At 63.0% G+C, this 23277-nt stretch carries 26 protein-coding genes; 9 read left to right on the top strand and 17 right to left on the bottom strand.

Annotation, left to right across the window (positions count from 1 at the left end; genetic code table 11):
* Positions 1-280: 280 nt before the first annotated feature.
* On the bottom strand, positions 281-799 hold the full coding sequence (locus NKH57_RS19170; RefSeq protein WP_023759069.1) for a glycosyltransferase: 519 nt from the start codon (positions 797-799) through the stop codon (positions 281-283).
* 148 nt (positions 800-947) lie between these two features.
* Between NKH57_RS19170 and NKH57_RS19165 the strand changes: the two genes are divergently transcribed.
* On the top strand, positions 948-2102 hold the full coding sequence (locus tag NKH57_RS19165; protein WP_352946218.1) for a PA0069 family radical SAM protein: 1155 nt from the start codon (positions 948-950) through the stop codon (positions 2100-2102).
* A gap of 152 nt (positions 2103-2254) precedes the next feature.
* Positions 2255-2950 (top strand): ribonuclease HII, encoded by a 696-nt coding sequence (gene rnhB, locus NKH57_RS19160; RefSeq protein ID WP_352946208.1) that lies wholly within the window; start codon positions 2255-2257, stop codon positions 2948-2950.
* A 290-nt stretch (positions 2951-3240) separates the two neighbouring features.
* Here rnhB and NKH57_RS19155 read toward each other — a convergent pair whose 3' ends face one another.
* The 7 genes from NKH57_RS19155 to NKH57_RS19125 all read right to left on the bottom strand — a co-directional run bounded on the left by NKH57_RS19155 (position 3241) and on the right by NKH57_RS19125 (position 8830).
* Positions 3241-3732 carry a F0F1 ATP synthase subunit B gene (locus tag NKH57_RS19155; protein ID WP_023759065.1) on the bottom strand — a complete coding sequence of 164 codons (492 nt, stop codon included), beginning with the start codon at positions 3730-3732 and terminating at the stop codon, positions 3241-3243.
* Between the two features lie 10 nt (positions 3733-3742).
* The gene (locus NKH57_RS19150) at positions 3743-4339 is read right to left on the bottom strand and encodes a F0F1 ATP synthase subunit B (RefSeq protein WP_023759064.1); all 597 of its coding nucleotides are present in this window, start codon (positions 4337-4339) and stop codon (positions 3743-3745) included.
* 78 nt (positions 4340-4417) lie between these two features.
* A complete protein-coding gene (locus NKH57_RS19145; RefSeq protein WP_006206606.1) occupies positions 4418-4642 on the bottom strand; it encodes a F0F1 ATP synthase subunit C in 225 nt (74 codons plus the stop codon).
* An 84-nt stretch (positions 4643-4726) separates the two neighbouring features.
* Entirely contained in the window at positions 4727-5485 is a 759-nt protein-coding gene (locus NKH57_RS19140; protein WP_352487594.1) for a F0F1 ATP synthase subunit A, read from the bottom strand.
* A gap of 59 nt (positions 5486-5544) precedes the next feature.
* Positions 5545-5952, bottom strand: a complete 408-nt coding sequence (locus NKH57_RS19135) for an AtpZ/AtpI family protein (RefSeq protein WP_352946205.1) — start codon at positions 5950-5952, stop codon at positions 5545-5547.
* 255 nt (positions 5953-6207) lie between these two features.
* Positions 6208-7389, bottom strand: coding sequence for a cell wall hydrolase (locus tag NKH57_RS19130; protein ID WP_352729130.1), 1182 nt, complete (start codon positions 7387-7389; stop codon positions 6208-6210).
* Positions 7390-7531: 142 nt separating this feature from the next.
* Positions 7532-8830: an MFS transporter gene (locus NKH57_RS19125; protein ID WP_352946202.1), complete on the bottom strand. Its 1299-nt coding sequence runs from the start codon at positions 8828-8830 to the stop codon at positions 7532-7534.
* Between the two features lie 115 nt (positions 8831-8945).
* On the opposite strand from NKH57_RS19125, the gene NKH57_RS19120 reads away from it, so the two are divergent.
* Positions 8946-9869, top strand: coding sequence for a LysR substrate-binding domain-containing protein (locus NKH57_RS19120; RefSeq protein ID WP_352946200.1), 924 nt, complete (start codon positions 8946-8948; stop codon positions 9867-9869).
* Positions 9870-9890: 21 nt separating this feature from the next.
* Here the strand turns inward: NKH57_RS19120 and der are convergent, their stop codons facing one another.
* Positions 9891-11324 carry a ribosome biogenesis GTPase Der gene (gene der, locus NKH57_RS19115; protein WP_352946198.1) on the bottom strand — a complete coding sequence of 478 codons (1434 nt, stop codon included), beginning with the start codon at positions 11322-11324 and terminating at the stop codon, positions 9891-9893.
* Positions 11321-11986 carry a tetratricopeptide repeat protein gene (locus NKH57_RS19110; protein WP_352600414.1) on the bottom strand — a complete coding sequence of 222 codons (666 nt, stop codon included), beginning with the start codon at positions 11984-11986 and terminating at the stop codon, positions 11321-11323. The genes der and NKH57_RS19110 overlap by 4 nt, the downstream gene beginning before the upstream one ends.
* Positions 11987-12219: 233 nt before the next feature.
* On the opposite strand from NKH57_RS19110, the gene NKH57_RS19105 reads away from it, so the two are divergent.
* Positions 12220-13227 carry a polysaccharide deacetylase family protein gene (locus NKH57_RS19105; RefSeq protein ID WP_352946216.1) on the top strand — a complete coding sequence of 336 codons (1008 nt, stop codon included), beginning with the start codon at positions 12220-12222 and terminating at the stop codon, positions 13225-13227.
* A gap of 34 nt (positions 13228-13261) precedes the next feature.
* Here NKH57_RS19105 and sbmA read toward each other — a convergent pair whose 3' ends face one another.
* From sbmA to NKH57_RS19090, 3 genes are all read right to left on the bottom strand, one after another.
* Positions 13262-14521 (bottom strand): peptide antibiotic transporter SbmA, encoded by a 1260-nt coding sequence (sbmA, locus tag NKH57_RS19100; protein WP_352946196.1) that lies wholly within the window; start codon positions 14519-14521, stop codon positions 13262-13264.
* Between the two features lie 114 nt (positions 14522-14635).
* Complete coding sequence (locus NKH57_RS19095) at positions 14636-15796, bottom strand: YbfB/YjiJ family MFS transporter (protein ID WP_352946194.1); 1161 nt, start codon at positions 15794-15796, stop codon at positions 14636-14638.
* 104 nt (positions 15797-15900) lie between these two features.
* Positions 15901-16128 carry a hypothetical protein gene (locus NKH57_RS19090; protein ID WP_352946192.1) on the bottom strand — a complete coding sequence of 76 codons (228 nt, stop codon included), beginning with the start codon at positions 16126-16128 and terminating at the stop codon, positions 15901-15903.
* A 97-nt stretch (positions 16129-16225) separates the two neighbouring features.
* Here NKH57_RS19090 and NKH57_RS19085 point away from each other — a divergent pair, with 97 nt between their 5' ends.
* Genes NKH57_RS19085 through NKH57_RS19075 form a run of 3 tightly spaced genes read left to right on the top strand, consistent with a single transcriptional unit; the run spans position 16226 to position 18847 of the window.
* A complete protein-coding gene (locus NKH57_RS19085) occupies positions 16226-17218 on the top strand; it encodes a LysR substrate-binding domain-containing protein (RefSeq protein WP_352946190.1) in 993 nt (330 codons plus the stop codon).
* Positions 17215-18471, top strand: coding sequence for an aminopeptidase (locus NKH57_RS19080; RefSeq protein WP_352946188.1), 1257 nt, complete (start codon positions 17215-17217; stop codon positions 18469-18471). The genes NKH57_RS19085 and NKH57_RS19080 overlap by 4 nt, the downstream gene beginning before the upstream one ends.
* A gap of 19 nt (positions 18472-18490) precedes the next feature.
* A complete protein-coding gene (locus tag NKH57_RS19075; protein WP_352729151.1) occupies positions 18491-18847 on the top strand; it encodes a DUF488 domain-containing protein in 357 nt (118 codons plus the stop codon).
* A gap of 240 nt (positions 18848-19087) precedes the next feature.
* Here the strand turns inward: NKH57_RS19075 and NKH57_RS19070 are convergent, their stop codons facing one another.
* Entirely contained in the window at positions 19088-19441 is a 354-nt protein-coding gene (locus tag NKH57_RS19070; protein ID WP_352946186.1) for an ArsC family reductase, read from the bottom strand.
* Between the two features lie 87 nt (positions 19442-19528).
* On the opposite strand from NKH57_RS19070, the gene NKH57_RS19065 reads away from it, so the two are divergent.
* Positions 19529-19633, top strand: coding sequence for an SRPBCC family protein (locus NKH57_RS19065; RefSeq protein WP_352946213.1), 105 nt, complete (start codon positions 19529-19531; stop codon positions 19631-19633).
* Positions 19634-19812: 179 nt separating this feature from the next.
* Here NKH57_RS19065 and NKH57_RS19060 read toward each other — a convergent pair whose 3' ends face one another.
* Complete coding sequence (locus tag NKH57_RS19060; protein ID WP_352729154.1) at positions 19813-20166, bottom strand: SnoaL-like domain-containing protein; 354 nt, start codon at positions 20164-20166, stop codon at positions 19813-19815.
* Positions 20167-20325: 159 nt separating this feature from the next.
* Between NKH57_RS19060 and NKH57_RS19055 the strand changes: the two genes are divergently transcribed.
* Positions 20326-21030, top strand: coding sequence for an SOS response-associated peptidase (locus NKH57_RS19055; RefSeq protein WP_352946184.1), 705 nt, complete (start codon positions 20326-20328; stop codon positions 21028-21030).
* 464 nt (positions 21031-21494) lie between these two features.
* Here the strand turns inward: NKH57_RS19055 and NKH57_RS19050 are convergent, their stop codons facing one another.
* Both NKH57_RS19050 and NKH57_RS19045 read right to left on the bottom strand, forming a co-directional pair.
* Positions 21495-22580 (bottom strand): ABC transporter ATP-binding protein, encoded by a 1086-nt coding sequence (locus tag NKH57_RS19050; RefSeq protein ID WP_352946181.1) that lies wholly within the window; start codon positions 22578-22580, stop codon positions 21495-21497.
* The gene (locus NKH57_RS19045) at positions 22570-23178 is read right to left on the bottom strand and encodes a cupin domain-containing protein (protein ID WP_352946178.1); all 609 of its coding nucleotides are present in this window, start codon (positions 23176-23178) and stop codon (positions 22570-22572) included. Before NKH57_RS19045 ends, NKH57_RS19050 begins: the two co-directional genes overlap by 11 nt.
* Positions 23179-23277: the final 99 nt, after the last annotated feature.

Here is a 23277-nt window from a genome sequence, read left to right as displayed (position 1 = left end):
TCTCCTATGATTCGAGCTTCGCAACCCGAGTTACGGAGAACCCCTCCTCAACTGCAAGAATCTCATATCTGTCTGAGCGCGGTCATGGCCTCTAGGCTGGCCGTGCCGGATTTGTCGGGCGTTGGAAGGTTCATCGGGTCCTCGATATAAGGGCACCACCAATGCTGCATCGGTGTTCACCACTCGGCATGACCCAAACCCAACTCACCCGCTTTGTCCGGAAGCTAACCGCGTGTCAGATTTTGTGCAATGCACAATGACCAGAGCAGGTGCAAAAAACTCAGCGCGGAGAGCGGCGTTCCCGCTTCGCCGGCGCCATCCAAATCTCGGCGTCGAGCCGCTTTGTCGCGAGGCCGCGGGCGATGGCCTCGGCGCTGACGGCACTCCTGGCCGAGGCCTGACGCTTGCTGATCAGCAATCCGTCGGCCAAGGCACGGTTTGCGGAAAAGACGCGAGCCAGGAACGGCTTGCGGCTGCCGCGCGCCCGCGAAAACCGTGCCGCCATGGTTTGCCTGGCCGTATGGTCGACGACCGCGTCGATCCAGCCCTCCATCAATCGTGCGCCCGGCTCCAGGAGCAGCAACCAGTCCCCCTTGGCTTGCCGGATCCCCGTGGCGATGCCGCCCGTCACGTAGTGACAGCCGGCATGCTCGGCCACACGATGCGTCTGGTCGGTAGAGCCCGTGTCACAGACGATGACGTCACGCACCACGCCCTCGACCGCGCCGCCAATCAGCGAGGCGAGCGTGCGGGTAAGCCCTTCCTCGTCATTGCAGGTTTCGATGAGAACACTGAGCATCGTTAGCCGATAGCGGAAAGCGCGGCATAGCGCCAGTTATCCAGCGAACCGTAAAAAGTTCTTGCTTTGTTCTCATCAACAAAATAGGAATAATTTCATGAACAGAGCGATTCGACACAACACGGACAGTCCCTGGGAGCGGGCGAAGATGGAACAGATCGTGCGCGCCGACATTGCAGCTTTCGGAGCTGGACGGGCCGAGATGGCCAATGCGATGATCGAGCAGAGTGGCGTGCGTGTCCGGCCGGACCGCAACCGCGGCAGGTCGGCGGGCATCAATCCGTCCGGTCGGTTCGAGCCGGTCAGCCGGCATGTTTTCGACGATGGCTGGAATTCGCTGGAAGAACTGCCGCCCTTCAAGACCGAAGTGCAGGTCGAGAAGCCGCGCACCATCATCACCCGCAACGAATCGCCCGATATCTCCTTCGATCGTTCGATCAACCCTTATCGCGGTTGCGAGCATGGCTGTGTCTATTGTTTTGCCCGGCCGACGCACTCGTTCATGGGTCTGTCGCCGGGTCTGGATTTCGAATCCAAGCTGTTCGCCAAGCCCGATGCGGCGCGCTTGCTCGACAAGGAGCTGTCGAAGGACGGCTACCAGCCGCGAACCATCGCCATCGGCACCAACACCGACCCCTACCAGCCGATCGAGAAGCAATACAGGATCATGCGCGAGATCCTCGAAGTGCTGGAAGCGCGCGGCCATCCGGTCGGCATCGTCACCAAGTCCGCTTTGGTGGTGCGCGACATCGATATCCTGTCGCGCATGGCTGAGCGAGGGCTGGCCAAGGTGGCTCTGTCGGTGACGACGCTCGATCGCATGCTGGCGCGCACCATGGAGCCGCGCGCGTCGACGCCCACCAAGCGGCTGGAGGCGATCCGGCAGCTTTCGGATGCCGGAATTCCGGCGTCGGTCATGGTGGCGCCGATCATTCCCGGATTGACCGATCCGGAGATGGAACGCATCCTCGATTCGGCACGCGCCGCCGGTGCGCGCGAGGCGGGTTATGTCGTGCTGCGCCTGCCGCTGGAGGTCAGCCCGATCTTCAAGGATTGGCTGCTGCGCCACTACCCCGACCGCTACCGCCACGTGATGTCGCTGATCCGCTCGATGCGTGACGGCAAGGACTACGATTCGGAATGGGGCAAGCGCATGAAGGGCGCCGGTCCCTATGCCTGGCAGATCGGCCGGCGCTTCGAGATCGCAGCCAAGCGGCTCGGCCTCAATGCCGAACGGCGCGCGCTGCGGACCGACCAGTTCGTTGCTGCTGCCAAGGACCAATTGCAGCTGACGCTGCTTTGAGAATGCAATTCACTGCGGCGGCTTGATCTGCCGCAGCACAGGAATCCCGTCCGGCCTGCCCCGGCCTGCAGACGGTGCCCTCCCGGTCCGGCGCCCCACCCGACCCGGAGGGACTTGCGGAGAATCGGAGCCGATGCGAACCTCGCCGCAACATGGCTCGCGCGCGTTCTGATTCTCCGCCTCTCTTTGAGATTATCGAGAAGCCCGACTTCTCCTTCGAGACGAAGGCGATGGCCGACGGTCTGTGGCCGGTTGCGGGCATGGATGAGGCCGGCCGCGGCCCCTTGGCCGGACCGGTGGTGGCCGCAGCGGTGGTGCTCGATCCCGCCAACATTCCGGACGGGCTGGACGATTCCAAGCGCCTTACCCACTTGCAGCGCGAGGCCCTGTTCCTGCTCATTCTCGGCTCCGCGCAGGCGGTCTCAATGGCCTCGATCAGCGCCGAGGGCATCGACGGCAGCAACATCCTAAAGGCAAGCCTGGAGGCGATGCGCCGTGCCCTGGTCGGGCTGTCGGTTCAACCGAAGCTCGCCCTCGCCGACGGGCGCGACGTGCCCCCGGGCCTGCCCTGTGCGGGGCGCGCGCTGATCAAGGGCGACCAGCGTTCGCAATCGATCGCCGCCGCCTCGATCGTCGCCAAGGTGATGCGCGACCGCATGATGTGCGGCTGCGGCAACCATCACGACCGCTATGGCTTCGAGTCCCACATGGGCTACGCCACGGTCCGCCATCGCACCGCGATCGAGGCTCATGGTCCCGTGCCGCGGCTGCACCGCGTGTCGTTTGCGCCGTTCAGATTGGGCGGGACCGAAGTGGCGGAAGACGAGAGCCTGGTCGGATTGGAGTGAGCCACGGCGATGTCAGCCGATCTCCCCCCTTGAGGGGGAGATGTCGCCGAAGGCGACAGAGGGGGTAGGTTCGACCGGGCTCGGCTCCCTTTTTTCGACTGGCTCGACGCTCCTTTGGCGTCGAAAGATCAGGTCAGCGCTTCATGCGCGGCGACCCCCTCTGGCCTGCCGGCCATCTCCCCCTCAAGGAGGGAGATTACGCGCTCTGCCGCCTCGCCAATCTGGTTTTCCACAGCAAAAAAGCCGCCAGGTCGCCCGGGCGGCTTTGATCGTATGGGGTCTGCGAAGGCCTAGTTCAGTTTCGACTTCACGTCCACGAGCGAAGCCTTGAACAGCTCGGCACCCGCCTTGGCGTCGATCTTGCCAGCAAGCAGCGTGCGTGCGGCCTCGACGGCGATATCGACGGCGCTGGCGCGGACTTCACTGATGGCGTCACGCTCGGCCTGGCCGATCTTCTGTTCGGCAAGCGCGGTGCGCCTGACGACATAGTCCTCGGTCTTCTTGTGCGCGTCCGCGGCAAGCATGTCGGCCTCGCGCTTGGCGGCAGCGACGATGGCGGCGGCCTCCTGCTCGGCTTCCTTGCGCTTGCGCTGGTATTGGCCGAGCAATTGCTGGGCCTCCTCGCGCAGCCGGCGCGCTTCGTCCAGCTCGTTGCTGATCCTGTCGGCGCGGGCGTCGAGCGCCTTGGCGATCAGGCCAGGTACCTTGATGTAGATTGCAACGCCGAGGAAGATAACCAGAGCTACCGTGGCCCAGAGCGTTGCGAGAGAGGTGTAGTCCATGATGCGCTCCTCACCGGGCCACGGATTTGACCGCGGCCGCGATCTCGGCCTTGCTGGCCTTGCCGCCGACCAGGGCCTCGACGATCGCCGAAGCGGTATCCTCGGCGATGCTGCCGACTTCCTTCATCGCGTTGGCCTTGATGGAAGAAATGCGGGCCTCGGCCTCGCCAAGCTTCGCATCGAGCGCGGCCTCGACCTTCTTGCGTGCGGTCTCGGCCTCGGCCTTGGCCGCATCGTTGGCCTGCTGGCCGATCGCGTTGGCCTTGGTCTTGGCTTCCGCCAGTTCCTGCTCGTAGGCAGCAACAGCGGCGTCGGCCTCGCCCTTCAACTTGGCGGCCTGGTCGAGATCCTGGCTGATGCGGTCGTTGCGGACATCGATGATGCCCCCGACGCGCGGCATCACCACCCGCTTCAGGAAGAGGTAAAACAGCCCGAAAGTGATCGCCAGCCACAGAAGCTGCGACGGGAACGTCGCAGGATCGAATGGCGGAAACGTGCCGTGCGCTTCGGCAGGCACGCTGGTGCCGGATTGCGTCTCGCCTTCCGTCGCAGCGTGGCTGGTATCGGCAGGCGCGGACTCTTGCGCGAAGGCAGATGTCACGAACATGGACTATCCCCGAAATTCGGGCCCGCCGCTTGCGCGGCCGACCCGTCCAATCTTCTCATGGCTTAGCCAAAGAGGGGCTCAGCCGAACAGGGCCAGAAGCGCGATCAGAAGCGAGAAGATGCCCAGAGCTTCGGTCACCGCGAAGCCGAAGATCAGACGGCCGAACTGGCCATCGGCAGCCGACGGGTTGCGCAGAGCGCCCGCCAGGTAGCTGCCGAAGATGTTGCCGAGGCCAATGCCCGCGCCACCCATGCCCAGGCAAGCGATGCCGGCGCCGATGTACTTTGCTGCTTCTGCGTCCATTTGTTCAACTCCTTTGGATCTAAAAATTCCGTTGCGATTTCATCCGGCGCCAATGCTGGAAACTCTTGGGCCGGAAATTTTTGCTCAGTGCCCGGGGTGCAGGGCGTCGTTGAGATACATGCAGGTCAACACGGCAAACACGTAGGCCTGCAGGAAGGCGACCAGCAGTTCCAGCGCCGTCAGCGCCACCGCCATTGCCAGCGGCAGGATCGAACCGGCGACGCCAACCGCGCCGAGCGCGCTCAGGCTGACGACGAACCCGGAGAACACCTTCAGCGTGATGTGGCCGGCGAGCATGTTGGCGAACAGACGAACCGAGAGGCTGACCGGGCGCGACACGAAGGAGATCACCTCGATCAGCACCACCAGCGGCAGCAGGAACACCGGCACGCCATGCGGCACGAACAGCTTGAGGAAGCCAAAACCATGCTTCATGAAGCCGTAGACGACCACGGTCGCAATCACCAGGATGGCCAGACCGAAAGTGACGATGATGTGGCTGGTGACGGTGAAGAAATACGGGAACAGGCCAAGCAGGTTGGCGACCAGCACGAACATGAACAGCGAAAACACAAGAGGGAAGAACTTCATGCCCTGCGTGCCGGCGGCATCGCGCAACATGTTGCCAACGAACTCGTATGCCATCTCGGAGACCGACTGAAGGCGGCCCGGAACCAGGCTGCGGCTCGACGTCGTGAGAAACAGAAACGCTGCGGCGACGACAACTGTCGCGACCATGAACAATGCCGAATTGGTGAATGACAGATCGTAGCCGCCGATGTCGATCGGAATCAGCTTGTTGATATGGAACTGGTGGATCGGATCGACCTTGTCAGCTGCCACGTTCAAACCCCGTCAATGCCGCGCACGGCCTCGTTACCATTACCGCACATGAGGCGCGGTCATTTCTTATCGTCCTGGCCACGGCGCGATCTGTCGCCCTGTCCGAATTCTGCCACGACGCCCGCGGAACGCATGACGTTGAGCACTCCGGCGCCAAAGCCCAGCAGCAGAAACACGATCAGACCCCATGGCGATGTCCCCGCCAGACGGTCGATGACCCAGCCGATGCCTGCACCCACCACCACCCCGGCGATAAACTCGCTGGAGAGTTTGAGCGCTTGGCCATAACCGGCCGTACTGCCCGCTTTCGCGTCGTCTTTCCCCTCGAGCCGGCCCGGCCGCCTTGTCGCAAGCGATGCTTCAAGGTCACGCCGGCGGCGCTCAAGATCGTCGTCGCGGATGTCGGGTTCATGCTGCTTGCCGCGGCCGGTTTCTCCGGTTCCGCCTGGCCCATTCTTGTCGGCCATCGCAACCCCCCTGCCCGGTCAGACCGTCACCGTCCGTCCGCTTCTAAAGTCGCCGGCAACATAGTTAGAGGGTTTGCGCCCGTCAAGCCACGGGCGGAAGTTCATTGCCATGTATTTTAGGCAGCAAAATCAATGGATTAGAAAGGTGCGACATCGTGCCCGCCACGATGACGGGGATGCGTTGCGCGAATCCCCCGAGCAATGGCTCTTCGATCGACAGCGCGCCGTGCCAAAGATCAGCGATCTGTTGCGCGCTCAGCTCCAGCCGCCGCCATAGGTCCGATAGAAGATATGCAGGCCGATCTTGGTCATCTTCTCCATCGTGCGCGCCCAGCCGGGATGGACATATTGGGCGTAATAGTGGGTCGACGATCCGACCTCAGGGATGAATATCTTGCCGGCGGTGACGGCCATGGCGATATCCTGGGCGGTCTTGTAGGCCGCAGGACTGTCGATGCGCTTCTTCCTGCCGTCGCAGGCAAAGGAGAACTGGCAACGGTTGAACCAGCTGTCGTTCTGGTAGACGACGCCGCAGATCGAATTCGGATAGGTCGGGTTGCGGACGCGGTTGAGTATGACCTGGGCGACGGCGGCCTGACCACGTACGGATTCGCTCCTCGCCTCGAAATAGATGCCATTGGCGAGGCATGCCTGTTCCGGCTTGGAGAAGACGCTTGCGGGCAGCGGGTTCTGGATCCACGAATGATCGCCCTTGACCATCGGCGGAATGAAGCGGCCCTCATTGGGCTGCTCGTCCTGAAGCAGGGCTTCGAACGGCGATGCCTTGGCATAATCGGGCTCGGACTGCGCGTAGGCGGTCGCCAACACGTCCGGATGGTCGTTGTTGACAAGTGCAGCCAGCATCGCCGGCACGCCGGGATCGGGCTTTTTGTCCTCGCGCGCATGGAATGCCGCGGCGATCTGGATTTCCTTGCCTTTGATCTGCGGCTTGGCGAAGGCCATCTTCAGGCCGCTGTCCATGCTGGGCCGCAGCAAGGAGGAGGTGCGCTCGAAGATCGAGCCGGCATTGAAGTTCTTCGGCGGTGCGACGGGCGACACCATGACGATGCGGCCTTTTTTGTCGGCGCGCATGACGCGATCCTCGTCGGGCGTGGCGCTTACCTTGCCGCCCTTGCCGCGAAAAGAGACGTTGCCGACGCCGGCCAAGTGGACACCCGATCCGGAGATCGACTCGGTGACATCGGAATCGACAAAGGGCATCTCGGCCGCGTGGGTCGAGCCGGCAATGGTTTTCTCGACGTAGGAATTCCAGCGGGTGTTCGACGCTTCGAGGCCGGAAACGAGGCTCGTCATGTCCTGGTAGGCGGCGACGGTCGGAAAGCCGATCCAGATGCCGAGACCGATGACCAACGGAGGCAGAAAGCCACGCCTCTCACCGGCAGCGGCGACAAGCCGCTTCAACACACGTCGATGCACGGAACTCTCTCCAGGAACGCTATAGACCCCACTGGAGAGCAAAATGATGCATTAACCTTGATGGGACGTTAACAGGTTCGATCGGGTTCTCCCGGTCTGCTCGAGGTCGTGGTTCCGAACTCGGGCGGTTTTGCGGCCGAAGTCAGGCCGGCCGCAGGAAGACCGGCCAGGCGGCAAGTGCGCAGATGGCGGCCGATAGCCAGACACTGGACCATGACCAGAGATGCAAGAGTCCCGGAATGACCACCGGCACGAGGAAGAAGCCTATGAAAACGAAGCTGTTGGCCAGGCTGAGCGCGGTTCCGACATGGCCGGCACCGGCAAGCGTGGCAAGCTCGGTATAGGCGACGCCGTGCCAGGCGGAGACCGAGACTCCTGCGACAATAAGCACAACGGGAAGGACCGCCATCAGCAAGAATTGTCCGCCTGACATGGCGGAACTGACCAAGACCAGCAGCCAAAGCACGGCGAAGGCAAATGCGCTCAGCGCACTGCACAGGCGAAGGAACTGGCGGCGGTTGCCGTGGCGGTCGGTGAAGCGGCCGCTCCAGATGCGCATGACCATGGCACCGATCTGCACGGCTGCGAGGCTCGCACTGATCGCTGCCGTTCCCAGACCGACGAAGTCGTGCAGGAACACGGAGGCGAAGGTGAGCACCGCCACCTGCGGAAGGCAGAGCAGGCCGATAGCAGTCGCGATGCGCCAAACGTCCAGATTGCGCAGCGGCGCCGGTCCGGCCATAGCCGCCGCAGCGGGATGGCCCTCGTCCGTCGGCGGCGGCTCGTGCAGCCAGCGCCACGCGAACAGGGCAGAGAGGGCGGATGCACCCGCCAGGACGCCGAACACGGCGGCAAAGCCGAAAGCCAGGGCAAGCGAGGGCAAAGCGAGCGCGCCAAGACCGCCGCCGAGCGGCACCGCCGTCTGCCTGATGCTCATGGCAAAGCCGCGCTCGTTTTCCCGGAACCAGCCCATGATGGCCCGGCCGCTCGAACCATTGACGCTGCCGCCGAGCAGCCCTGTGATGAGCAGGCTAGCGCAGAGCAGCGTGACATCGGGAATCCCGGCCCTTGTCGGTACAACCAGCATCGCCATGACGAAGAGCCACGCCGCCGTGGCGCCAAGCCCGGTCAGAAGCACGCGCCGATCACCCCAGCGATCGGTGAGCAGGCCCCATGGCAGTTCGCTGAGCGCAACCCCCAGACCCAGAAGGCCGAGGGCCAGACCGAGTTCGGCGTTGGCCAGATAATACCCCTGGCGCAGCACGACCGCCGTTGCCGGTATGCCGGCGAAGGTGGCCGAGAAGCTGGCATTGGCGGCAACGCCGATGCCGAGAACTTTCCAGCGATGGTTGGGCTTGAACGCCCTTCCGGCAGGGCCGGCAGCCGTGTCTTTCAAAAGTCCCGGCGACTGTCGGTCGGTGCAATTGACAATGGCGGACATGATTTCATTCCCGTGCTGGGCCGGTGGTGGCCTTGACGGTGTGTTTCTAGCGCCGTAGTTTCATCCTTAAAATCAGGAAGTTTTAAACAAACTATCCTGAAAATCGGGATTATCTATGCGACGCGTGACATTCGACCTCGACGTCCTCCGCAGTTTCGTCACCGGCATGGAGCTGGGCAGCTTCGCCAAGGCGGCCGATCGGCTTGGCCGGTCGACGTCGGCGGTCAGTGCGCAATTGAAGAAACTGGAAGAACAGGCGGCGACGCCGATCTTCCGCAAGTCGGGGCGCGGCCTCGCCTTGACCGAAGCCGGCGAGACCATGCTCGGCTATGCGCGCCGGCTGATCGAGCTCAATGACGAAGCGGCATCCGCCATCCACGATGTCGAACTGGAAGGCTGGGTAAGGCTCGGCCTGCAGGAGGATTTCGGGGAGGCGGTGCTGCCTGACGTGCTCGGTCGCTTCGCCCGCGCCCATCCCAAGGTCAAGATCGAAGCCAGGATCGCGCGCAGCCACGAGCTTGCCGAACGGATCCTGTCAGGCAGTCTCGACATCGCGCTTGCCTGGCACAGCGGCGACACGCTGCCCTACAGCGAGCACGTCGCCGATGTGCAGATGCGCTGGATTGGGCCGGCAAAGCGGATTGAGACCAGCCTGCGCCACGGGGAGCCACTGCCCCTGGTGGCGCTCGAAGCGCCATGCCTTTTGCGCACGGTTGCAACCGAAACGCTCGACCGCGCCGGCCTGCCTTGGCGGATGGCCTTTTCCAGCCCGAGCCTTGGCGGCATCTGGGCAGCGGTTGCGGCGGGGCTGGGGCTGACAATCCGCACCGACATCGGCCTGCCGGCCAGCGTCAGCGCGATGACGCCGGAGATAGCCGGATTGCCGGCGCTGCCCAAGATGGCGCTGTTCCTGCATCGCAAGGATGCCGACGCCGAACCGGTGGTGGCCCGCCTTGCCGATATATTGCTGGATGCAGCGCGGCAGGCGCTACCCGAAAATGCACGGCCCAACGACAACGGTTTGCGCAACGTGGCGTGATCGCCAGACGGGCGCCGACGCTCAACTGCGTTTCTTGGCCCTGCCAGCGAATGGGTTGTCCGACGTTCGCAACGCGATGCGGATCGGCACGCCGGGCATGTCGAAGGCTTCGCGCAGGCTGTTGGAGAGATAGCGGACATAGGACTGCGGCATCGCATCGGGCCGCGAGCACTGGACGACGAAACCCGGCGGCCGGGTCTTGGCCTGGGTGACATATTTGATCTTCAACCGGCGTCCTGCGACCGCAGGCGGCGGATGATGCGCCAGGATGCTTTCCAGCCAGCGGTTAAGCTTACCGGTGGAAACGCGGCTGTTCCACACCTTGTGGGTCCTGATGACGGCATCCATCAGCTTGTCGAGACCGCGGCCGGTCTCGGCCGATACGGGTACAGCCTGAAGGCCACGCGCCTGGGGAAGAAGCCGTTCCGTCTTCTCGCGCAGTTCGGCCAGAAGCTCCTGGGGATGGTCGATCAGATCCCATTTGTTGAAGGCGATCACCGGCGCGCGACCTTCGCGGATGATCAGGTCGGCGATCTGCAGATCCTGTTTCTCGAAGGGAATGGTGGCGTCGAGCACGATGATGACGATCTCGGCGAAGCGGATGGCGCGCAGGCCGTCCTGCACCGACATCACTTCCAGCTTCTCGTGGATCCTGGCCTTGCGGCGCATGCCGGCCGTGTCGAACAGTTTCAGGCGGCGACCATGCCAATCCCAGTCGACGGAGATGGAATCACGGGTGATGCCGGCTTCCGGTCCGGTGAGCAGCCGTTCTTCGCCGATCAGCGCGTTGATCAATGTCGACTTGCCGGCATTGGGACGACCAACGACGGCGATGCGCATCGGCTTGGTATCGTCATAGCTGTGCTCGGCATCCGGATCGGCGATATCCTCGCCGATCAGAACCTCGCCGGCAGCGACTTCTTCGTCTTCGCCATCTTCATCTTCGCCGAAAGCACGCGCTTCGCCGAGCGCTCCGATCACGGCATCGCGCAGGTCGGGCATGCCCTGGCCATGCTCGGCCGAAACCGGGATCGGCTCGCCAAGGCCGAGTTCCCAGGCCTCCAGCATGCCGCCCTGGGCGCCCTTCGCCTCGGCCTTGTTGGCGACCAGCACGACCGGCTTGCCGGACTTGCGCACGATCTCGGCAAAGGTTCTGTCGTCAGGCAACAGGCCGGACTTGGCGTCGATGGTGAAGAAGATCAGGTCGGCCTCGCGGATGGCGATCTCGGTCTGCGCGCGCATGCGGCCCGGCAAGGTTGAGGCGCCTGCATCCTCGAAGCCGGCGGTGTCGATGACGTCGAAATGCAGGTCGTATAGCTTGGCGGCATGGACACGGCGGTCGCGGGTGACACCCGGCGTGTCGTCGACAAGCGCCAGCTTCCTTCCCACCAGCCGATTGAAAAGGGTCGATTTGCCGACGTTAGGTCTGCCGATGATGGCGGCTTTGAAGGTCACGACGCACTGCCCGACCCACGGATCAGCTCGGACATCAACGTTGCGCGCTCGCGGGTGTTGCGCGGGGCGCCGTCATCGGCGGCGATCTGGTCGAACAGCTTTAGCGCGTCCTGGGTCTTGCCTTCCTTCCAGGCAGAAAGGCCGAGGGCCTCGCGCGCCGTATGGCGCAAGGTGTTGGTGTCCGATGTAAGCGCCTCGACACGGCTGGAGACGTCGGCGAAGGAGCCATGGTCGACAAGCAGGAGCGCTGCCCTGAGACGCGCCATGTCGCGAATGCCCTGGGGAATGGCGGTGTCGGCGGCGACATCGTCGAAATCCTTGACGGCGGCGGCGAAGTCGCCCTTGTCGGCCTTGACGGTTGCGCCGCGCATGCGGGCGAGCAAAGGATAGGCACCGTAGCCATCCTTCTCCAACTGATCGAGCGCGGTCAGCGCTTCATCGTTCTTGCCGTCATTGGCAAGCTTCAGCGCCTGCGAGAAGGCATCGCCGGAGCGGTTGGCGCGCGTCTCGTCCCAATAGCGATAGCCGACGAAGGCGGCGGTGCCGAGCACCACGAGGATCGCGAGGACAAGCAAGGCGGGACCGAAGCGGTCCCACAGCGCGTGCGCCTGGTCGCGACGCATCTCGTCGTTGACTTCACGGATAAAACTGTCGTCAGACATCGATCAAAACCATTCCTGCCCGGTCGGGCCTTTGTCAGCCCGCGTTTTAGCGAAATTTTGTCGGCATGGAAGGGGTTCAACCGGAAAATCGCCCATTCTCTAGGGCAAACGGATGTTTGCCCCGGGCAAGCAGCCGAAAAGGCCAATCGCACCAGCGCCACATTTCGAGGATAGCCGGCTTCCAGACGTCTCCCCCCAAAGTGCAGCTCAGAAAAGCGCAGATCAGATTGCCGATGTACCCTCCGTTCCGTGTTGCTGCTTTTACCCTCGCTGCGCTCGCCACTGCCGGGCAGGCTCTGGCCGATCCGCCCGCGCCGCCAAGGCCGGCAAAGCCCAAGCAGGCCGTCATCATCTCGTTCGACAGCGCCCGCGACATTTCGCAGTGGAAGCGTAGCCGGGCACTGGCAGAGCGCACCGGCGCGCACTTCACCTACTTTCTCTCCTGCGTCTTCCTGCTGTCGCCAGAAACACGCATGCAATACAACGCACCCGGCAAAAGCGCCGGAAAATCCAATATCGGCTTTGCCGCCTCGAAACAGGAAGTCACCGAGCGGCTCGAACAGATCGGCCTTGCCGCCTCCGAGGGTCACGACATCGCCGGCCATGGCTGCGGCCATTTCGACGGCAAGGACTGGAGCAAGGCCGACTGGCTGAAAGAGTTCAGTTCGTTCGAACGCATTCTTGAGAACGCCTATGCGATCAACGGCGTTGCGCCCGAACCCCAGGGCTGGCGCAACTTCGCGCGGCATGCGGTGGTCGGCTTCCGCGCGCCGTATCTGTCGGCGAACAAGGCCCTCTACGAGGCGCTGGCGGCGGCCGGCTATCAGTTCGACGCGAGCGCCGTCTCGCAGGGGCCCACCCGGCCGGTGGCCGGCAACGGCATCATGCAGTTTTCGTTGCCGCAGATTCCGGAAGGACCGAAGTCAAGGCTGGTGATCGCCATGGATTACAATCTCTATGTCAGGCATTCCGGCGGCTTCGAGCAGCCAAGCAAGTCGAACGAGTTCGCGAACCGAACCTATGATGCCTTCCGCGCCGCCTTCGACAAGCAGTATGCGGGCAAGCGCATTCCGCTGGAGCTCGGCTTCCATTTCGCGCTGATGAATGACGGCGCCTATTGGAATGCGCTGGAGCGCTTTGCCGGCGAGGTCTGCGTCAAGGCCGATGTCGAATGCATCAGTTTTCGCGATTATGTCTCGCGGCAAGACGCTGCCCCGAAGCAGGCTTCGGTCGGCGGCTGAGCCGCCAACCCGGTTCGATTTCCAACCTCGGCCTTTAGGCCGGATCTTCAACGCCCTGTTTTGCCAGATAGCGCTGGTCGATGTCCGGCAGCGGCTCGCCGAGCAGGGTCGCCTCGAAGGCGCGCAGGCGTTTGTGGACCGATTGAAGCTCGACGATGGTCGACCAGGAGGTGAGCAGAAACTGCAGCGACCCTGTCACTTTACCGAATGCATTCGAAATCTGGTTCAGCGCGCCGAACGTTATCTTGTGCGCCACCAGCGACGGACCCAGGATCAGCAGCGAGAAAATGTTGTCGGCCTGCAGGTATGTGTAACGGACGACGTTGAAATAAATGTAGTGGAAATAGAGCCTGAAATAATTGTGACGAACATTCGCGAACAGCTCGGCAGTGGTGGCTGGCTGGGCCCTGTCTGCGTGATCCTCGCCGTAGACGAGTTCCTTGCGATAGGCGGCCTCTACACGCTGGTTGCGGAACTGCAGTCCCGGAAGCTTCAGGCCGGCAATCATGACCGAGATCGTTCCGAACAGACACCAGGCAAGGGCTGCGACCACTAATGGCTGCGGGATCGTGCCGACAATCGGCAACTCGCTGATGTGAGCCTGCAACTGGATCATGACCGGCAGGAATGCGATCAGGGTCATGATCGACTGGACGAAGCTGGAGCCGAGATCCTCCATGATCTGCGAGAACCGCATCGTGTCTTCCTGGATACGCTGCGAAGCACCCTCGATATGTCGAAGCCTACCCCAGTTCTCGACAAAATAGTTATTCATCGCCGTGCGCCAGCGGAAGATCCAGTGGCTGACGATGAAGGCATTGACCACCTGCACATTCATGCCGACCAACGCGAGCCACGAAAAATCTGCCAATCCGATATAAAATTCACCGTTCGTCGACTTTCCTGTCCCCGACATCAATCCCTGCACATAGTCGAAGAAAGGCCCGTACCAGGCATTGACGGCGACACTGACCTGCACATTGAAATAGATGAAGAACAGGATGACTGCGGTCATCAGGATCGACCAGCGCTGCCAGGGATGTGGCGAATACCAGCTCCAAAACGCATAGAAGACAGCCACGCAAAACGCGAAATAGAGATAAAACCATAGAAACGGCGGCGACATGAGAATGGCGATGCCGATAATGGGTGGCGCGTCAGCGGCAGCCGGCGGCAGTCCGAAAACCGCGCCCAATTGTTCACCACCGAAAAACCAGAACAGGATCGCCGCAAGGCTCCAGACGGCGGCCGAAGTGAAGAAGAGCTTCGGCTGCGGGAAAAATGATACGAACACTGTGACGAATTCCTCGATCTAGGCGCAAATCAGCTGACTATGGCGGGCATAAAGTCACACATTAGCTGGAAAGAAAATGCCCGTGCCCGATGCCCGCACCGAGCAACCCCACAATCATGGCGATTTTGGCGCAGCCGACCATGTGAGGCCGCCGGAGACGACCAGCATGATGGCGGCGGCGATCGAGGCGAGGAAGAAATCGCCGGACATTTGCGCCAGCAGCCCGGCGGCGATGGGGCCGATGATCTGGCCTACGCCGAACACAGCCGTCATCAGGGCAAAGATCCGCCGCGGCGCCCGCGGTGCAAGCTGTCTGGCTGCCTGGAGGCCAAATGCGGTGATGGCTATGAAGGTGCCGCCGAGCAGCACGCCGCCGAGCAACGGCCCGGTACGTCCGCCGATGGCGACGCTGGCGGTGACGCCGACAACTTCGATGAAGCATGCCAGCGCATAGGCGGGATAGAGGCCGGTCCGAGCGGCGATCTTCTGCCAGAGCCAGGTCGAGGGAAAGCCGGCAAGACCGGCGACCATCCAGACCATGGCCTCGAAGACGCGGCTGCCGCCGCCTTGCCGGACGATGGCGACCAGGAATGTCGCCGTCACAACGTAGCCGAAGCCGAACAGGCCGTAGGCAATGATGACCTTGATCAACGATCGGTCCATCTGCAATGCGGGCTCGCGGGCGACTTCGCCATTGGTGAGCGGACCCTCGTCGACCATCAGCGCCACGAGTACGAAACCGCAAGCCGAAATTGCCGCCGACCACAACCAGCCCGCCGCCCAGCCGGCATGTTCGGTGACCAGCACCGCCATCATCGCTGCGGAGATTGCGATGCCGAGGCCAACGCCGCCGAAGTGCCACGCCTGCAGGTCGCCGCGGCCGGCAGCCGCGATATGGCTGAAAACGATGCTGGCCATGAACACCATGACGAAGGCGCTGGCCAGGCCGGCCAGAAAGCGGACAACGAGAAAGGCGACCATCATATCGGTCAGCCCCATCAGCGCGGCCAGGACCGCACTGGCGCCGAGCCCCACCAGCATCAGCAGGCGTTCGCGCTCATGCGCCCAGCCGCCCGCCGCCGCCAACGCGCCAATGAGATAGCCGAGATAGTTGGCGGAGGCGATCCATCCGGCATCGGCCGGCGACAGATGCAGTTCCTGCATCATGCCGGGCAGGATCGGTGTGTAGACAAAGCGGCCGATGCCCATGGCAACGGCCATGGCTATCATGCCGGCGAAGGTAAAACGGAGCGCTGTCGAGGTGGCTGATGTCATTGCAGCGCACAATAAATGCAGTGATCGCTGAAACAATCCGCCATCCGTTAGGCCAGTGCGACCCTCGCCTCGACTTTCCTCAAGCCGGACCGCTTGGCGCGCGCTCAGCAGGGCCCACCGAGCCCGGTTCGCAATGAAGCGGTTTCATGCACGGTTCGCCGCGCCGTCAGCCTGAACGGCACGTCGCCAAGTTCGCGCTCCGACATGGTGTTCAGCACGGGATGCGAAAGCGGATCGGTCAGCCATCTCTGTGCCTCGCTCTCGCGACGGGGCTCATATGCCGAACCTGCAGCGAAAAACACCTTCAGCGACGACGACAAGATCCTTAGCATTTTTGGCTCCGCGGGTCTGTCTTCCCTTGCATAAAATCTGCCGTTTCGACCGGTGTTTCAATTGAGATTTCGGCCGGGCCGGTTTAGAAAATCTCAAATGACCATGCTCAACCGCGTCCATCTCAACGGCCTGCGCGCCGTCGAAACCGTTGCCCGTCTCGGATCTCTGGCGGCTGCCGCCAGTGAACTCAACGTGTCCGTCAGCGCCGTCAGCCAGCAGATAAGCCGTACCGAGAAGCAACTCGGCCAGACGCTGTTCGAGCGAACGGCGAGCGGTCTCGTGCTGACCGAATTCGGCGCCCTCTTCGCGCCCCGCCTTGGTGCTGGATTTCGCGAGCTTGCCCAGGCCGTGGCGCTGGCCGACGAGGCGACGCAATGCACCCTGGTGGTTTCGGTGGCGCCGGCCTTTGCCTCAAAATGGCTGCTGCCGCGACTGTCGCGTCACTTCGCCCGGCATCCCAACGTGCTGTTGCGCATCGACGCTTCGGTGCGGCTGGCCGATCTCGACCATTCCGACATCGACATCGCCATCCGGCTTGGTGACGGCAAGTGGCCGGGCGGACGCAAGGAACTGCTCCTGGCGCAGGAAGTCTTCCCGGTCTGCGCGCCGGCGATCGCCAAAAAACTGAGGTCGATCGAGGACCTTGCCCAGACCTGCGCAATCACCGACGAGCGGGCGATGATCAGTTGGGACAGCTGGTTCGAGACGGCCGGTGTCCCGCCGGTCACCTTCCTGAAAGGCGCGCGCTTTACCGACCCGATGCTGTGCCTGGAATCGGCGATTGCCGGCCATGGCGTGATGCTTGGCTGGCAGTTGCTCACCGCCGATGCGCTCGCTGATGGCCGACTGGTGGCGCCTTTCGGAATCCGTGCCCAGAGCGGCCTCGGCTATTGGCTGGTGACCTCCTCCGCCAAGACCGAAAGCCGCAAGGTCCGGGACTTCAAGGCCTGGATCAAGGAAGAGATCGAGGCGACTATGGCGCAGTTCGGGTCTGCGACCACGGGCGCTGCCGGCGCGATCGCGGTGGAAACGACCGTGGCGCCGCACTATGATGAGTCGGATATCAAACTACGGCAGGCAGGATCATGACCACACATTCGCGCGGCGTTTCCGCATCGATCGACCCGGTGAAGCTCGACAGGCTGGCGGAGGTCGCCATCAAGGTCGGGCTGCAATTGCAGCCGGGACAGGATCTGGTGGTGACATCGTCGATCGCGGCACTGCCGCTGACCAGGCGGATCGTCGAGCATGCGTACAAAGCCGGCGCCGGACTGGTGACGCCGATCTTCAACGACGACGAGATGACGCTGGCGCGCTATCGCTTCGGCGCCGATGCGAGCTTCGACCGCGCCGCTGGCTGGCTCTACGAAGGCATGGCGAAAGCCTTTGCCGACAATGCGGCCAGGCTTGCCGTGCGCGGCGAGGATCCGTCGCTGTTGTCGGCACAGGACCCGGCGAAAGTGGCGCGCGCCAACAAGGCCAATTCGATGGCTTACCAGCCGGCACTGGAAAAGATCACCGGTTTCGACATCAACTGGAACATCGTCGCCTATCCGGACCTCGCCTGGGCCAGGCAGGTGTTCCCCGGCGATGCCGACGATGTTGCGGTGGTGAAGCTCGCCGATGCCATCTTCGCCGCTTCGCGGGTGGATGTGGAGGATCCGATCGGCAACTGGAAGGCGCATAACGCAGCGCTGCGCAGCCGGACCGAATGGCTCAACGGCCATAATTTCCACGCGCTGCACTTCACCGGACCGGGTACCGACCTGACCGTCGGGCTAGCGGACGGCCATGAATGGATGGGCGGCGCTTCGACCGCCAAGAACGGTATCACCTGCAATCCCAACATCCCGACCGAAGAGGTCTTCACCACGCCGCATGCAAGGCGCGTCGAGGGCCATGTTAGGTCGACCAAGCCGCTGTCCTATCAGGGCACGCTGATCGACGATATATCGGTGCGCTTCGAAGAAGGCAGGATCGTCGAGGCCAAGGCTTCGAAGGGCGAGGACGTGCTTAAGAAGCTGCTCGACACCGATGAGGGCGCGCGCCGTCTCGGCGAGGTGGCGCTGGTGCCGCATTCCTCGCCGATCTCGGCGAGCGGCCTGTTGTTCTTCAACACGCTGTTCGACGAGAACGCCGCCTGCCACATCGCGCTCGGCCAGTGCTATTCGAAGTGCTTCGTCGATGGCGCTTCGCTCAGCCAGGACGAGATCGCCACACGCGGCGGCAACAAGAGTTTCATCCACATCGATTGGATGATCGGTTCGGACAAGATCGACATCGATGGTGTCCACAAGGACGGCGCCCGCGTGCCCGTCATGCGCAAGGGCGAGTGGGCCTGACCCATTTATGGAGGGTCCGATGGCCTTCGATCTGGCGGTCAAGCGGATCTACGAGCCACCCGCGCCCGACGATGGGCAGCGGGTTCTGGTCGACCGAATCTGGCCACGTGGCGTCAGCAAGCAAGACGCGGCGCTGACGCTGTGGCTGAAGGAGATCGCGCCGAGCGATGATTTGCGCAAATGGTTCGGCCATGAGGCGTCGCGCTGGGCTGAGTTTCAGAAGCGGTATCGCGCTGAGCTGGATGGGAACGGCGAGGCAGTGGACAAATTGCGCGGCCTGCTTCGCCACGGCAAGGTGACACTGCTCTACGGCGCGCATGACGAGAAGCATAACAATGCGGTGGCGCTGGCGGCATTTCTCAGAAAGACGGATTGAAGGGCGCCCACAATCTGCAAGGTCGGCGATTGGCCGATCTCCCCCCTTGCGGGGGAGATGCCCGGCAGGGCAGAGGGGGGTGCTGTCCCGCCGACATGGCAACCACTCCCGGCAAGATGCTTCGACAGCTTTGCATCAGAATAATTTCTTCAAGGATGGCGATCCTTCGCACCCCCCTCTGGCCTGCCGGCCATCTCCCCCGCAAGGGGGGAGATTGGCAGCTTCGCAGTTCCGTTGGCTCTACTTTTCGCCTACCGCCTGCTCATAAACATCCGGCTTGAAGCCGACGAGGACGCGCTCGCCGACCTCCAGCACCGGCCGCTTGATCATGGTCGGCCTGGCCAGCATCAACGTCTTGGCCTTCTTTTCATCCAGGCTCTGCTTGTCGTTGTCCGCCAGTTCGCGGAACGTCGTGCTCGCCTTGTTGAGCAGCTTTTCCCAGCCGACCTTGCTAACCCAGCCGTCCAAGCGCTTGGCGTCCAGCCCATCTGCCCTGAAATCGTGAAAACGGTAGGCAACGTCATGGCCCTCCAGCCAGACGCGCGCCTTCTTGACGGTGTCGCAGGTGGTGATGCCGTAGATGGTGATCGTCAAAACAGTTAGCCCTTCGGATTCGAATCTGATCGCAGACTAAGGACGCTCAGCGCACTTTGCCAGCGGCCGCATCGGTGCCCCGGCGGGCTGTTCCGGACGCGCATGCAGTCGCGAGAAGGCAATGAGGTCAACGACCGCCATTGCTGCTTTCTCGAAATCGTGCCGAACGAGCGGCTGGTTTGGCGTATGTGAAGACGATCTGAACCTCGCACGTGGCGGGGGCGCCCGCCGCGCGTGCGGGCCCCCCCGAGTCCCACACGCCCCCCCCGCCGCCGCACCCCCCGCCGCCCCCCCCCCCCCCCCCCCCCCCCCCCCCACCCTGATCTCCACCTAGCTGCGAAGGGAGCAAGCTCCCTAAAGCCGTCCCGGCCTCAATAGTAGAAGCGCTCTTCGGCAATCTTGCCGTTCTTGACCGTGTACAGGCCAACTTCATCCATGGTGACACGCTCGCCGGTAGCCTTGGGCGTTATGTCGAACTTGAAGCGCACCGCGAACTGGTCGCCGTTGATATAGGGCCCCTCGACCGAGCCGCCATGCACTTCATTGTTCTCCTGCCACCACTGGCCCTTCTGCCTGAGAGCCTCCTTGCCACGGGCGATGGCCATCGGGCCCTCCATGGCTTCAAGGCTGACGATATCATCGGCATTGTATTTTTCGGCGGCCGCTTCGTGTTCGCCCTGCTTGAGCAGTTCGGTGAAATCCTTGGCAATTTCCGCGATGGTCATTTGTGTTCCTCCTGTTCCGACGCATAGCAGATAGGGGACAGTTGCTGGCTTGCCATCGTTTGGCCGGTCGTAGCTGACAAGTCATGTCAGGATGATATCGCGGACCGGCTTCCCGCACATTCGGTTGCCGACACGAGCCATTTCCGCGATCCTAGGTGAATGTGCAACCTCTACAACATCACCACAACGCAAGAGGCGGTCCGCCAATGGACACGCACACTGCGCGACGTCATCGGCAACCTTGAACCTTCGGTCGACATCTATCCAAATCAGGCCGGCCCGGTTGTTCGCAATACGCCAGACGGGACGCGTGAGCTGGCGAAACTGCTTTGGGGTTTGCCAACGCCGCCAGAGCGCATGAAAGCTAGGGCCGACTACGGCACCACGAACGTTCGCAATCCGCAATATTCGCACTGGCAACAGTTTGTCGGCGTCGAGCATCGATGCGTCGTGCCGGTGACCAGCTTTGCAGAACCCAGCCCCACACCGAACGACAAAGACCCGGAAACAGGAATCCAGCGCAATTATTGGTTTGCCCGTGACGAAAGCCGACCTCTATTTTTCTTCGCTGGTTTTTGGACCAGCTGGCATGGCGTGCGGAAAGTCAAGGATGGTCCTGGTGACTTCGAGTTGTACGCCTTCATGACAACCAGGCCTAATGCGCTCATCGCGCCGATCCATGAGAAGGCCATGCCGGTGATCCTGACGACGTCGGAAGAGACCGAGGCCTGGCTGACAGCGCCGTGGTCAGAAGCACGGCATTTGCAGCGGACAGCGCTCGATGACGCGTTGACGATCGTCGAGAAACCAGCCACACAGATCAAGTTCCCGCAGCACGTGCCAGCCCAGGGATCTCTTTTCTAAGTTGCAGGATCGCCGTGTCAGCGCCTTCCTCAATCCTCGTCTCGCCACATCACCCGGCGAACCATGCGGACTTCGACAAGGCGTCTGACACGGATTTTCAATCGTTCAGCAGCACTCGGAAGGATGATATCGGCGTCAAGCTCGCGTAGTTTGCAGCGTTCGCACCGCATATGCCGTTCCACATCCCAAAAGGGGATGTCACCGACCAGCTTTGCGAGGTCGCCGGGCAGGTAGTGCCGAGTGATGTTGCAGTTCCGGCATCGGACGCGAACGAGTTGCCCGACGTCGTGCGCCAGGCACAGGGTTTGCACATTTCGGCGCGGTCGGCTGCTAGGTTCCGGCATCGACCAGATTTAGGAATATATTCCATGGCAGTCAAATCATACTTAATTTCATGCGGCCGTGGACTGCTTGTGGCCGCCGAACGGCGCGAACGTGTTGCTCCAGTTGTTACGTCGATGAGCCTAGCCCGGCAGCACGGGGCAGTTGGCGCCACGGCGCAGGCTGATATGCGCAACGTCGCCGACGCTGAACTGAAAACCCTCGGCCTGGCGCGGCGCGTCGATGACAACAGGTGCGCCCTGCCCGAGTTCGGCATGCAGGCGCAGCGTGCGGCCGTGAAAGACGATGCTGTTGACGCGCGCCGGCGCCGTGCCGGCCGCGGCCTCGGTGGCCGCCAGCAGATCCTCTGGCCGCACGCCGACGGTGCGCATGGCCCCTTCAGTGGGAGCCTCGCCGGCCTCGGACATGGCCTCCAGCGGCAGAGCGCCGGCGGTGAAATGCAGGCGATCGCCGTCGCGACCAATGAAACGCGACTGCAGCAGGTTCATCGTGCCGATGAAGCTGGCGACGAATGTGGTGGCCGGCCGGTCGTAGAGTGTGGCCGGCGGTGCGATCTGCTCGATGCGGCCCTTGTTCATGACGACGATGCGGTCCGAGATCGACAGCGCTTCCGTCTGGTCGTGGGTGACCATGACGAAGGTGGTGCCGAGCCGCGACTGCAACCGCTTCAGTTCGACCTGCATCTGCTCACGCAGATGCGCGTCAAGCGCCGACAGCGGCTCGTCGAGCAACAGCACGCGCGGCTCGCAGACGATGGCGCGGGCGAGCGCGACGCGCTGGCGCTGGCCGCCCGACAGTTCGGAGACGCGGGCGCCGATCTTGTCGGCGAGGCCGACCATGTCGAGCGCTTCGCCGACGCGTCTTGCCTGTTGGCTGCCTGAAAGCTTGCGCAGCGACAGGCCGAAGCCGACATTTTCTTCAACGTTCATGTGCGGAAACAGCGCGTAATCCTGGAACACGGTGTTGACCGGCCGGTCGTAGGGCCGCAGCGCCGTGATGTCGCGGCCATCGAGCACCACCTTGCCGCTCGACGGGCTTTCGAAGCCGGCGATGACGCGCAGGCTGGTGGTCTTGCCACAGCCGGACGGGCCGAGCAGCGTGATGAACTCGCCGCTGACAATGTCGAGGTCGACGGCGTCGAGCCCGACGATGCCGCCGGGAAAGATCTTCGAGACCGCCTGCAGCCGGACGAGGAGATCAGGCGCCATCGCGGACCTCGGACGGCTTCGTGGTGTTGACCCAGAGGATCTGGCAGCGCTCGGCGCCCGGATTGTGGAAGGCGTGCAAAAGCGTGCTCCTGAAGGCAAAACTGTCGCCCGCCTTCAGCACGTATCTTGTCGCATCCACCACCAGTTCGACCTCGCCCGACAGGACGAAGCCGAACTCATGGCCGGCATGGGCATAGGCCTCGGCCGTGCCGCCGCCGGCTTCCACCGTCACCAGCATGCCGGTCAGCGTCGCGCCAGGCGGCGACAGCAGCGCCTTGGCAATGCCTTCCGACTTGACCGGGATCTGCCGCCGGCTGCCGGCGCGCACACAATAGAGATCGTTGGCGGCATCGTTGCCGTCGGCGATCAGCGCCGACGGCTCGATGTCGAGGGCGGCGGCGAGCGGCCAGATCACCTTGACGCGCAGCGAGGACATGCCGCGCTCGATCTGGCTCAGTGCCCCGATCGACACGCCTGCCCTGGCGGCAAGATCGGCCAGCGACAGCTTGCGCTCGAGCCGCAGCGCCCGCACCCGCCGGCCGACCCGCACATCGGCATCGTCCTTCGGCTTCTCAGCCGCTTCGTCCAGCATGTCCATAGGTCGGTCCTTGTTGTGGTCACTTCACTGGCGCGGTGCTTCGCGGTTCTGCCTTCTCCCCTTGTGGGAGAAGGTGGATCGGCGCGCAGCGCCGAGACG

Origin of the sequence: Mesorhizobium sp. M1050 (assembly GCF_040318715.1) — a bacterium.
Taxonomy (GTDB): domain Bacteria; phylum Pseudomonadota; class Alphaproteobacteria; order Rhizobiales; family Rhizobiaceae; genus Mesorhizobium.
This window is presented reverse-complemented; position numbering and strand designations above follow the sequence as displayed.